This is a genomic window from Acinetobacter lactucae (assembly GCF_013344765.1).
In the GTDB taxonomy this organism is placed as follows: Bacteria; Pseudomonadota; Gammaproteobacteria; order Pseudomonadales; family Moraxellaceae; genus Acinetobacter; species Acinetobacter lactucae_A.
On record NZ_JABVBF010000106.1, the window covers coordinates 1 to 11987 of the forward strand.

An 11987-nucleotide genomic window follows, 5' to 3' on the forward strand; every position below is an offset into this window, starting at 1 on the left:
CATTAAAGTATTCAATACAATAAAAGGTATCAAAAAATGCCAAATCAGTTTGATTCTGTTTCTATAAGAAAAAAAGCTAATGTTTACTTTGAAGGTCACTCGATTAGTCATCTCATTGAACTTGAAGATGGTACAAAAAAGACTCTCGGTGTAATTCTTCCAACAAACAAGTATTTGATCTTCAAGACTCATGTACCAGAACGCATAGAGATTATTTCAGGAAAATGCAGCGTTCAAATTGGTGATGAACCAGAGGCTAGAATCTTTTCTAGTGGTGAAACTTTTTATGTCCCGGAAAATAGCTACTTCAAAATTATGACAGATGAAGTTATCGATTATGTTTGTCATTTAGGTTGAATAAATTCATCACTATTTCCTTGCGATAGAAATTCAAGATGCATCTGGGGGTGATGCGGATAAGTTTCTATTAATTAAAACAATCTTATTTATCTATTAAAATATATAAAAGGCCTAAATCAGAAAATCTAAGCCTTTTTAATTATTAAATAGGAGTAATAGTTTACTTAAGATAAGAATTCTTTAATCGTCTCTTGCATACTTGTAGTAGCACGACCAATTAACTGATGTAGGTCTTTGCTTTCACTATACAAACCACCTTTAGATACACCTTCATCTGAATCTGCCAAGATATGGGCAAAGCCTTCTGGTATACCCAATTGTACCAAGAGTGCTTTATATTCCGCTTCTGGTAGGTCTTGGTAAATTACTTCTTTTTTGCTGATTTCACTTGACCATTTTGCAACATCATCAAGGGTATAACTCGTATCACCTGCCAGTTCATAGACTTTATTTTCATGTCCCTCTTGAGTTAATACCACAGCGGCAGCAGTCGCATAATCTAAGCGTGAAGCAGAAGCAATTTTGCCGTGATGCGTTGCCCCAAAAATTTTGCCATGTTCAACTGCTTGTGCAAGTCCCATTGCATAATTTTCACTGTACCAGTTATTACGTAATAATGTATGTGCGATGTTCGAGGTTTTTAAATATTGTTCAGTCTCAACATGTTCTTGTGCTAATACAAGCGGTGATGTATCTGCGTTTAATAAACTCGTATAAACAATAAATTTTACCTGAGCAAGTTTTGCGGCATTAATTACATTTTGGTGTTGTACAGTACGTTGCCCAATTTCACTCGATGAGATTAATAAAAGCTTATCAATACCACCCAACTGAACTGCGAGTTTATCTGGATCTTGACCATAATCAAAAGCACGAACGTCTATTCCTTTCGAACTTAATTCTGATGCTTTGTCTGGATTGCGCACTAACGCCACAATATTTTTTGCCTCAGTACGTTCGAGTAATTGAGAAATAACGAGTTGGCCGAGCTGACCTGATGCACCAGTAACTGCAATACGCATGATGATCTCCATCTAATGTAGTTGATATCTTTCAATCATCGTAGTACCTTAACTTACTAAAAGTAAGTACTTACCTAAAAGTAAGTTTAGAAAAAAATGTAAAGTTTTGTAATTAAGGTAGTGCGCGATGAAAGGATACGTTTTTTCAGCAGATTGTCCCTCTCGAAAAATTTTGTTAACACTCACTAGTCGTTGGAGTGTCTTGATTTTAGTGGCACTTCGAGATCAACGTCTGCGCTTTAGTGAGTTAAAAAAACTCATTGATGGCATTAGTGAAAAAATGTTGGCACAAACCTTAAAAACACTTGAGCAAGATGGTTTTATCGTGCGTCAGGATTATGCAGAAATACCGCCTCGTGTAGATTATGAATTAACAGACTTTGGACGGGAGGCTTCCGAACGACTTTTTGATTTGACGACTTGGCTTGAAAATAATTTATCCAAATTATTAGAAAATCAGCCGAGTGCAGACATCGTTCAAAATTAACTCGGGAAATAGAACTATTATCGTATATTAAATATTCAAACTGGCGTCACTCAACACTTCATGTTAGTATTATTTTAGTAGTTACTATTAAGTTTATTAAGTCGATATGAGTAAAAATAGCAATCTTGAAGTCTGCCCAATCGCTAGAAGTCTTTCAGTTTTAGGTGATGCTTGGAGTATGTTGATTTTACGCGATGCTCATGCAGGTTTTACACGTTTTGATCAGTTCCGTAAAAGCTTAGGTATTGCTCCAACCATGCTAACAAAACGTTTGTCTGTTTTAGTGGATGAAGGCTTACTTGAAAAAAGACAATATTCTGAACACCCTCCTCGTGAAGAATATGTATTAACTCAAGCTGGTAAAGATTTTCTACCTGTTTTATTTGTAATTGGCGCATGGGGCCGAAAATATAAACCTTATGAACAGCCTGAAAAAATGGTGACTTTTCTTGATGCAGAACAAGGCACTGAAATTCAACCGATTGTGATTGATCAAATGACTGGTGCTGAAATTGGTACTCGCCCGATTAGTCAAAAATAGCGAATAATTTAAATATATAAAAGCACTCAGTTAGAGTGCTTTTTTTGTGGCTTATGTAATGTAGATACTTTATTTAGCCCGTGCCCGTTGAGTTGCATAAGTTCCCCAACCACTGCCTAAAACAGATTTAATAAATGCCCATAAACCACTTTCATAAGGTTTTGGCTCCTTACCTTTACCCATGCGTTTTAATTGTTGGGTATACCAAAGTACTTCCATAACGCCTAGACTATCGACCTTTTTAATGCCTGTTTTGATGGGATGCACTGACTGAAGACCATTTTTGCCCGCTAGCAAATATTTAGGTATATCAGGTTCAATTGCCATGATTCTGGCAATCCCAATGACATCACACGCTTGAGACCGCAAAGCTTGATTCATACCTTCTACAGTCCGAAAACCACCTGTGACCATGAGTGGAGTTTTTACGAGTGTTCTTACTTTTTCAGCGAAATCAATAAAGAAAGCTTCACGGGCAATGGTCGATGCTTTTTGTGGTGCTTTGGCTACGCCAGATTCATAGGTGCCGCCTGATATTTCTATAAGATCAATGCCTGCATCTGCTAAAGCCTGAATGGTTTCTAAAGAATCTTGCTCGGTAAAGCCGCCTTTTTGAAAGTCTGCCGAGTTAAGCTTAATCGCAATAGGAAACTCTTTACCAACTTGTTTTCGAATTTCTGCATACACTTCCATTAAAAAACGGCGACGTTTTTCAGGTGTACCACCCCATTCGTCATTTCTTAAATTGTGCAAAGGTGACAAGAACTGATTAATCAGATAACCGTGCGCAGCATGAATTTCAACACCACTAAATCCTGCCTTTTTACATATAGCTGCGCTATGACCAAAGCGCTGAATAATATCGATAATCTCTGCTTGTGTGGCTTCATCAGGCGTCGCAAATAAAGATTGCATTTCTGGCCCAAACGGCACTGCCGATGCAGAAATAGTACGTACATTTAATCCTTTGGTTGACTGTTTCCCTGGATGATTTAACTGTGCCCACAACTGAGAACCTTGCTCGGTCACCGATTTTGCCCATTTCTGTAAAATTGCAAAATCACGTTCATCTTCAACAACTACATTACCCGCCTCACCCAAGGCACGTCGGTCAATCATGATGTTGCCAGTTATGATCATCCCAATACCTGAGGCAGCCCAACGTTTATATAGTCGAACATGCTTTTCATTTGGGTTATTTGAATAACTAGCTAAAGTTTCACTGGTTGCAGCCTTTGCTAAACGATTTGGAACGATAACGCCATTCGGCAAAGTTAAGGGCTGATTCAAAAGATTGGTTTCTAATTGCGGTTGAGTCATGGTCTTATCTCACACAGTGAAAGATGGTTTTGAATGAGGTTGAATAAAGTCCACTAAACTTTGAAACCACATCACATCCACAAAATTTCCGCTAATCACAAGGTCTTGTGTTTTTAGTGCAGTTAAAAACGTATTCACACTGTCTTTAGCAGACAATACGGCGAATCCTTTACTAGCAGTCTTAAAGGTAAAGATAAAACTTGGTGACTTGGTTAGCCCTGAGTAAGAGTTAATCTTGCCATTTTTGACTTCAAAATAGCGCCCTTCACCACTTGCCGTCTGAATCTGAAAGGTGACATTTTTATCTTTCACATAAGCTGCACATTTCGGGTTCTTTTTTACCGCACGCTGCATGAGCTTGGTGAGCATCCACAGCAACAATTTAAATTTCATCATTTTTGCCTTCTTGATTCATCAAATTGACTACCTCGAACTCATGCATTTATTCATCTAAAAACTGGATTGCATGCTTTACAAAGCGTTCAGGGTATTGAAATTGAGCACCATGTCCTGCGTCTGGATAGATAAATAGCTGCGCGTTTGGAATATTAAGTGCCATGTGATAGGCGTTGATGGTCGGAATCATCACATCATCAACACCATTTAAAATGAAAGTAGGTTGTTTAATCTCACGTAAATGCACAAATGGATCCTGTTCATCAAGTTTAGGTAAGAAATGCATATTGGCTTCGATCTGTGCCTGCATGACTTCAACTGAACTTGGTGTATCTTGATCTTTGCGTTCATGTCGACGTTGCCAAAATTCACGGCCCGCTTGAATAGCAGCTTCAGATCGGCCAAAAAATAAAAAGAGAAAGTCTTCTTCAGATGGCACAGCAGTTGTGGCATGTTTCAATACTAATGTCGCCACTTCGGGGTCGTCACCGCGTGGTTTACCGCCTCTTGGCCCTGTACCTAAAAGCATCAGCTTTCTTACAAGTTCAGGATGACGGCGTACTAAATCTTGTGCCTGAAACCCGCCGAGTGAAAAGCCTAATAAATCAACTTGTTTTAGACCCAATGCACGAATGACTGCTGCCGCGTCGTCTGCCATATCTTCAATACGGGTACGAGGCTGACCTGTAGATGAAGCTATGCCTCGACCATTAAACAAAATGACTTCACGCCCTTCTGCCAAACCATTGGTAATGATTGGGTCCCAGTTGTCTAAACCACCTCGAAAGTGTTGAAGAAAAAATAGCGGTGGTTGCCCTGTATTTGACTTCCCCCATCGACGATAGGCAAATTTTGCTCCATCTACTTCAATGAATTGGGTCTCGGCTGTTTGGTGAGTAATCGCAGTCATTGTCTTTATCCTAAATTTAAGTTCTTATTTCGCTAAGAATGTAAGCGATTGTTTTACAAAATCTTCATGGAACTGAAAAATTCCACCATGGCCAGCATCTGGATAGATAACCAAAGAGCTATTCGGCAAACGTTTTGCCAAATCATAGGTGTTCACGGTTGGAACCATTCGGTCATGATCACCATTAGCAACTAAGACGGGTTGTTGAATCACAGAAAGGTCGGAAGGTTTCTTACTTCCCCATTTTTTGAGTGCTTTAAGCTGGGCACGGTAGGCAGAAATGGTGATTTCTTTATCGCGGTTTTCGGTACGTTCGTTAATACGTTGAATAAACTGTTTAGCGGCAGCTTTACCATTTTCTGTACGTGTAAAGAAAAGATAAACTTTAGGATCTTGACCAGTCACCATTCCACGAACTAAATCCCAATTTGAAATTCTTCCTACAGTAGTAATGCCTGTGCCGCCCGCAGGGCCAGTTCCAGATAAAATAATTTTTCGAACTAAATTTGGCTGCTTTAAAGCAATCTCTTGTGAAATCATGCCGCCCATCGAGAAGCCAAATAAATCAACTTGCTTAAAGCCTTTTGCTTGAATGAATGCAATCGCATCGTCCGCCATCTGCTCAATCGACTGGGCTGGTTTACCTGTAGAAGCCCCAACACCACGATTATCAAACACCACCACATGATGTTTAGCTGCAATTCCATCAATAATTCGAGGGTCCCAATTATCTAGAACAGCTGCCAAGTGATTTAAGAAAATGACAGGTGTTCCACCGTTTTGTTGACCATATTCTCGGTAAGCGAAGTTAACGTCACCCGCACGAATAAATTGAGTAGGTACATTCTTCCAATTTGTATGTTGCTCGGCGTGTTGCCCTGCTTGCGGATTGCTAACAGCACTTGATGACACTTTATGGGCCTGAATTGATGGTTCATTAAAAGAAACCGATGGCACAACCTCTGCCTGAGTAAAGGGAGCGCTAAAAACAGATAACGCTGTCAAACTCATAGCCACTGTATTTAATAAAAACTTCATTTCTCTGATCCTCAAATTTAATTCATTGATCTGATTCATCTGTTTTTTATGAGTGATCTTTCAAAGGGAGAAAAGATAAAAAACAGAGTTGGTATCGATTTAATACTAACTATACACAGGCAAAAATATATTGTCACTATCTTTTTAGTAGTAACTATTTTATTTTTAGATTATGATGAAAAAAACAAGCCGGAATTGATTGGTTCAGGCTACAAAGTTTAAGTAAGGAATATGATATGAGCAGCAAAGTAGTTCTCATTACAGGCGCATCTTCAGGTATTGGGTTAGCAACCGCAGATCTTTTACATGAGGCAGGGTTTATTGTTTATGGCACAAGCCGACAAGCAAAAATTTCATCAAACTATAAATTTCATCTGATTGAGTTAGATGTAAATCAAGACGACTCGGTGACTCAAGCCATTGAAAAAGTAATAGCAAATGAAGGCCGAATTGATGTCTTAATTAACAATGCTGGGTTTGCAATATCACCCGCTGGTGCTGAAGAAAGCTCAATGCAGCAAGCACAGGCTATTTTTGATACTAACTTCTTCGGTGCTGTTCGAATGACTCGCGCAGTTATTCCGCACATGCGTCAGAAAAACTCAGGACTTATTTTAAATATCAGTTCAATTCTTGGACTTGTACCGATGCCTTTTAGCGCACTTTATTCTGCGTCAAAACATGCTCTTGAAGGTTATTCTGAATCTTTAGACCATGAATTAAGGTCTCAGGGCATTCGTGTATCTCTTATTGAACCCGCTTATACCAAGACTTCTTTAGGAATGAATTTACTTGAAGCTGACAATAAAGTTTCTTTTTACGATGAGGCACGTGAAAAGCTACATAAACAAATGATTCATTCAATTAATAAGTCAGATGACCCACGTGTGGTTGCTAATACAATTTTAACTGTCATTCAGACTCAAGACGTCGTACCACGCTACACAGCAGGTAAAACTGCAAGAAATTTAAAAGCCCTTCGACGCTTTGCTCCTGTAAAAGTCTTTGACAAGTTAGTTCAGCGAAGCATGAAGGTATAGTCTAGAACTAGAATCTAGAACATTTAAAGAATTCAAAAATAGAGGTTTAAAATGAAAGCAGCCTACATAAGCCGTTATGGCAAGATTGATGATGTCCAACTCAATGAACAACCCAAACCATCTCTAACCGAAAATGCAGTACTTGTTAAAGTACATGCAGCCAGTATTAATCCTCTTGACTTAAGAGTTTTAGAAGGTGAGTTTAAGGCTATTCTGCCTGTACCATTTCCTTTTATTTTGGGTAATGATTTTGCAGGTACAGTCGTAGAAGTAGGCTCGAAGGTCACTCAGTTTAAGGTAGGTGATGAAGTCTATGCCAAGATCGATTTAAACGGAGCTTTTGCTGAATATACGGTCATTCAAGAATCTTCACTGGCACTTAAACCGCAAAATATTTCGATGGAACAGGCAGCAGCCCTCCCTTTAGTTGCCTTAACTTCATGGCAAGCTCTGGTTGAAATCGCAAAAGTTAAAGCCGGTCAAAAAGTGCTTATTCATGCAGGTTCAGGTGGTGTGGGTTCAATTGCGATTCAACTTGCCAAGTCACTTGGCGCTACGGTTGCAACCACAACCAGTGCCAAAAACAGTGGTTGGGTGAAAGAGCTAGGCGCTGACATTATCATTGACTATAAAACAATGGAGTTTGAGCAAGAGCTAAAAGATTATGATGTAGTTTTAGATACACAAGGCGGAAAAACCTTGGAAAAATCACTGAACGTTCTTAAACGCGGCGGACGTCTTATTAGTATTTCAGGACCTCCCGATCACGCTTTTGCACAGGCAATTCATCCTAACTGGTTCCTAAAATGTGTTATCCCAATGTTAAGTTGGTCAATTCGACATAAAGCAAAGAAACATGGCATTACTTATACATTTTTATTTATGCAGCCGAATGGTCAACAGCTCTCAAAAATTACAGAACTGGTGGAGGCTGGAATAATTAAACCTGTGGTTGATCAAATCTATGGATTTATTCAAATCAAAGAAGCACTTCAATATGTAAATATTGGCCGATCAAAAGGGAAAGTCATTGTAAGCATTGCATGATAGTAAAGGAGTCTAAAATGAAAAATCCAGTGTTTGAAAACAGGATTAAATGTTTCACAGATTACAGGGAACAGGAAATTTTGGTGCTGGATAGAGTTATGGCTCCTTTATTGAAGAAGCAAAATCAATATTAGCTTTTAAAAATGATTTGCTCACTGCTGCAACAAAATTGCACACTCTTTTTCATATCATGATAGTACCATTTCTTCATTTCTTTTAGTCAAACACTCTAGCACCATGATCTTCATGTTTTCTAAGTGCATAAGATGATAAAGTAACTTGCTTTTTGTTGCTTATTTCCTCATTCATTTTAGGAATCATTTTTATCAATCAATCTCAATTTGTTAAAATAGATAGAGTGAGAAATCAAGTTAATCTCTTACATGCTGTTGGATCAATTTAGACATAAAAAAAGTACACTAAAAGGTATACTTTTTCTTATATTAGGTCAGATTTACACAGAAGTTGTAAGAATTGGTTAGATGACCAAACGTAAAATATTATCGATTTTTTAAGGGTTTAATACGCATGAATAGCGCTGAAATCATGGCTGACTTATCTTCTCATACACCTATGATGCAGCAATATCTCAAAGTTAAAACGGACTATCAACATGCGTTGCTATTTTACCGTATGGGTGACTTTTATGAGCTTTTCTTTGAAGATGCTCATTTAGCAGCCAAACTTTTGGGCATCACTTTAACCCATCGTGGTAAAGCCAGTGGCCGACCTATTCCAATGGCAGGGGTTCCCTATCATTCGGCAGAAGGTTATCTTGCTCGCCTTGTCAAAGCTGGGCGGACAGTCGCTATTTGCGAACAAGTTGGGGAAGTAACTGGTAAAGGCCCTGTTGAACGTAAAGTCGTTCGTATTCTGACCCCGGGTACATTGACTGATGATGCATTGCTCAGCAGTTATCAATCATCTAATTTAGTTTCATTGTGCATTCATCAAAACCAGATTGGTTTTGCTTTACTCGACTTGAGCGCGGGCATTTTTAAAGTTCAACAACAAGATTACAAGCCAGAACAATTACCGATTGAACTCGCGCGTTTAATGCCAAGTGAAATTTTGATTGATGAAGACTTGGTCGACACCAACATTATCGAACAAATTAAAAAGCACTTAGATTGTCCTGTTACTAAACGTCCGAATGTAGATTTTAACCTAAATAATGCACAAAAGACTTTATGTGATCAGTTTACGGTATCAACACTTTCAGGTTTTGGTTTAGACCCATTACCTTTAGCCAAAGCTGCTGCCGCTGCACTTATTCACTATGCAAAAGAAACACAAAAAACTGCATTACCACATATTCGTTCAATCCAACTTGAACAAAGCACTGACTTTATTGCGCTCGACCCAATCACACGTCGTAATTTAGAAATTATTGAACCATTATTTGAACATGGAACGTCATTATTCCAACTAGTAAATGACTGTCAAACTGCAATGGGTGGCCGTTTACTCAGCCGCACACTGATGCAACCTGTGCGTGATACTGCATTGCTTGATGCTCGTTTAGATGCGATTGAGCAACTCATTCAGGGATATCATGAAAACCCAGTTCGTTTAGTGCTTAAAGAAATTGGTGATATTGAACGTGTGCTTAGCCGTGTTGCATTAGGTAGTGCGCGACCACGTGATTTAGTGCAGCTTCGTCATGCATGTGCACAAATTCCAGCTCTAAGAACGGCGTTAACTCCAGTCATTCAGGCAAAGAAATCTAAGCTATTAGTTCAACTTGATCAAGAACTTGGAGATTTCAAAGCGCTTCATCAACACTTAATGGCAGCGATTGTTGAAAACCCTCCTGTATTACTTCGTGATGGCAATGTAATTGCAGAAGGTTATGATGCTGAACTCGACGAATTACGTCAAATTCGTGATCATGCAGGTCAATTCCTCATTGATTTAGAAATTAAAGAGCGTGAACGTACAGGCATTAATACCCTTAAAATCGGTTATAACCGTGTAAGTGGTTACTACATCGAACTCACTCGTGCTCAATCAGAACAAGCACCAGCCGACTATATCCGTCGTCAAACTTTAAAGAATGCTGAACGCTACATTACCCCTGAGCTAAAGAGTTTTGAAGATAAAGTCCTATCGAGCGAGTCACGTGCACTCTCGCGTGAAAAAGCATTATTCGAAGCTTTACTTGAAAATCTTCGTGAAAATATTGCTCATCTACAAATGATGAGTTCAGCAATTGCTCAAATTGATGTCATTGCAAACTTTGCTCATCAAGCGCGTTTAAACAATTGGGCGCGTCCTGAATTTACCCCGGAAACAGGTATTAAAATTCAGGCAGGTCGTCATCCTGTCGTTGAAGCATTAAATAAAGCGCCATTTACGCCAAATGATACTTTCCTTGATGCTCAGCACCGTATGGCCATTATTACTGGTCCAAACATGGGCGGTAAATCAACCTTCATGCGTCAAACGGCATTAATCAGTTTACTTGCTTATTGCGGTAGCTATGTTCCAGCTAAAACCGTCAAACTTGGTCCAATTGACCGAATTTTTACCCGTATTGGTTCAGCGGATGATTTATCTACAGGTAAATCGACCTTTATGGTTGAGATGACAGAAACTTCGCAGATTCTGCACCATGCCACTAATCAATCGCTGGTGTTAATGGATGAAGTAGGCCGCGGAACCAGTACCTATGACGGTTTATCTTTAGCATGGGCATGCGTGGTCGATTTAACAAAACGCGTCAAATGTTTATGTTTATTTGCCACTCATTATTTCGAGTTAACCGAACTAGGTAGTGAAGCAGGAATCGATAACTATCATGTGACGGCGCAAGAGCTTAACGGCAACTTGATTTTATTGCATAAAGTTCAGCAAGGCCCTGCGAGTCAAAGTCATGGTTTACAAGTTGCAAAATTAGCGGGTATTCCTGCCAATGTCATTAAAGAAGCTCAAAAGCGTTTACGTATTTTAGAGAAACAGCAGCAGCAACATCTACAAACTAGTTTTCAAAATGATTTGTTTGCTCCACCAGATGCAAATGTTGGTTCACAAATCATAGAGAAAGTTGTCGAAATCGAAGTTCCATCTCCTGCTCTAGATTTACTTAAGCAAATTGAAGTCGATAACTTATCGCCTCGTCAGGCACTTGAACAACTCTATGAGCTGAAAGCTGCCCTCAAATCTTAATAAAGCACTTCCGAATAAGCAGGCTTAGGTCTGCTTATTCATATCGGAGAATAATATTTATATGATCTTAAGATCTTTGCAAAATTCAGAAATCGATCTTATTTGGCAGCAGATTAGCCGCCGTGAATTAATTACTCAAATGTACACACAGAACCAGCAACAGCTAGAATTGGTTGATTGTTTTTTTGATGTGCAACATTGGGATTCATATCATCTAGAAAATGACCCACCTAAGCTCAAACAGCTCTTTGCACAAGGTTCAATATTTGTCGGTGCATTTGATGTTACAGAAAAACTAGTTGGCGTGAGTGTAGTTTCAAACCAAGTGATTGCTAACTATCCTCAAGCTAAATTACTCCACTATTTTTATGTTGATGCCGACCAGCAAGGTCAAGGCATTGGTAGTAAGCTTATGCAAGCCGCAAAAGAGTCTGCCCAGCAACTTGGCGCAAAACAACTGTATATTTCAGCAACGCCAAGTCGCCGCACTGTAGACTTCTATATGAAGCATGGCGCGCAACCATTAAGTGCTCCAGATCAACAACTTTGGCAGCTAGAACCCGAAGATATCCATTTACTATGTAAAAGCTTTAGCTCTAAAAATTTAAGGTTTTTCAGCAAAAAAGACAGAAAATTAAAATTTGTAAAAGAAAAAATG

12 protein-coding genes and 1 pseudogene are annotated in these 11987 nt (G+C 39.0%); 8 read left to right on the forward strand and 5 right to left on the reverse strand.

Annotation, left to right across the window (positions count from 1 at the left end; all coding sequences use genetic code 11):
• Positions 1 to 36: 36 nt before the first annotated feature.
• Positions 37 to 357 (forward strand): pyrimidine/purine nucleoside phosphorylase, encoded by a 321-nt coding sequence (locus HUN22_RS11435; protein ID WP_174729330.1) that lies wholly within the window; start codon positions 37 to 39, stop codon positions 355 to 357.
• A gap of 167 nt (positions 358 to 524) precedes the next feature.
• Here HUN22_RS11435 and HUN22_RS11440 read toward each other — a convergent pair whose 3' ends face one another.
• Complete coding sequence (locus HUN22_RS11440) at positions 525 to 1382, reverse strand: SDR family oxidoreductase (protein ID WP_174729333.1); 858 nt, start codon at positions 1380 to 1382, stop codon at positions 525 to 527.
• Positions 1383 to 1509: 127 nt separating this feature from the next.
• Between HUN22_RS11440 and HUN22_RS11445 the strand changes: the two genes are divergently transcribed.
• Complete coding sequence (locus tag HUN22_RS11445) at positions 1510 to 1869, forward strand: winged helix-turn-helix transcriptional regulator (protein ID WP_174729336.1); 360 nt, start codon at positions 1510 to 1512, stop codon at positions 1867 to 1869.
• A 106-nt stretch (positions 1870 to 1975) separates the two neighbouring features.
• Positions 1976 to 2410, forward strand: coding sequence for a winged helix-turn-helix transcriptional regulator (locus tag HUN22_RS11450; protein WP_174729340.1), 435 nt, complete (start codon positions 1976 to 1978; stop codon positions 2408 to 2410).
• A gap of 69 nt (positions 2411 to 2479) precedes the next feature.
• Here HUN22_RS11450 and HUN22_RS11455 read toward each other — a convergent pair whose 3' ends face one another.
• The 4 genes from HUN22_RS11455 to HUN22_RS11470 are packed head-to-tail and all read right to left on the reverse strand — an operon-like array spanning position 2480 to position 6074.
• A complete protein-coding gene (locus tag HUN22_RS11455) occupies positions 2480 to 3730 on the reverse strand; it encodes an NADH:flavin oxidoreductase/NADH oxidase family protein (protein WP_174729342.1) in 1251 nt (416 codons plus the stop codon).
• 9 nt (positions 3731 to 3739) lie between these two features.
• Positions 3740 to 4126 carry a helicase gene (locus HUN22_RS11460; RefSeq protein ID WP_174729345.1) on the reverse strand — a complete coding sequence of 129 codons (387 nt, stop codon included), beginning with the start codon at positions 4124 to 4126 and terminating at the stop codon, positions 3740 to 3742.
• 46 nt (positions 4127 to 4172) lie between these two features.
• Positions 4173 to 5036 carry an alpha/beta fold hydrolase gene (locus HUN22_RS11465; protein WP_174729348.1) on the reverse strand — a complete coding sequence of 288 codons (864 nt, stop codon included), beginning with the start codon at positions 5034 to 5036 and terminating at the stop codon, positions 4173 to 4175.
• Positions 5037 to 5060: 24 nt separating this feature from the next.
• Positions 5061 to 6074 carry an alpha/beta fold hydrolase gene (locus HUN22_RS11470; protein WP_174729351.1) on the reverse strand — a complete coding sequence of 338 codons (1014 nt, stop codon included), beginning with the start codon at positions 6072 to 6074 and terminating at the stop codon, positions 5061 to 5063.
• A 48-nt stretch (positions 6075 to 6122) separates the two neighbouring features.
• Here HUN22_RS11470 and HUN22_RS11475 point away from each other — a divergent pair, with 48 nt between their 5' ends.
• The 5 genes and pseudogenes from HUN22_RS11475 to HUN22_RS11495 all read left to right on the forward strand — a co-directional run.
• Positions 6123 to 6296 carry a hypothetical protein gene (locus tag HUN22_RS11475; RefSeq protein WP_174729354.1) on the forward strand — a complete coding sequence of 58 codons (174 nt, stop codon included), beginning with the start codon at positions 6123 to 6125 and terminating at the stop codon, positions 6294 to 6296.
• Between the two features lie 14 nt (positions 6297 to 6310).
• Positions 6311 to 7114 (forward strand): oxidoreductase, encoded by an 804-nt coding sequence (locus HUN22_RS11480; RefSeq protein ID WP_174729357.1) that lies wholly within the window; start codon positions 6311 to 6313, stop codon positions 7112 to 7114.
• A gap of 51 nt (positions 7115 to 7165) precedes the next feature.
• A complete protein-coding gene (locus HUN22_RS11485) occupies positions 7166 to 8161 on the forward strand; it encodes an NADP-dependent oxidoreductase (protein WP_174729360.1) in 996 nt (331 codons plus the stop codon).
• A gap of 528 nt (positions 8162 to 8689) precedes the next feature.
• A complete protein-coding gene (gene mutS / locus HUN22_RS11490; protein WP_174729363.1) occupies positions 8690 to 11329 on the forward strand; it encodes a DNA mismatch repair protein MutS in 2640 nt (879 codons plus the stop codon).
• 61 nt (positions 11330 to 11390) lie between these two features.
• Positions 11391 to 11915: pseudogene (locus tag HUN22_RS11495) on the forward strand (GNAT family N-acetyltransferase); the annotation flags it as partial.
• Positions 11916 to 11987: the final 72 nt, after the last annotated feature.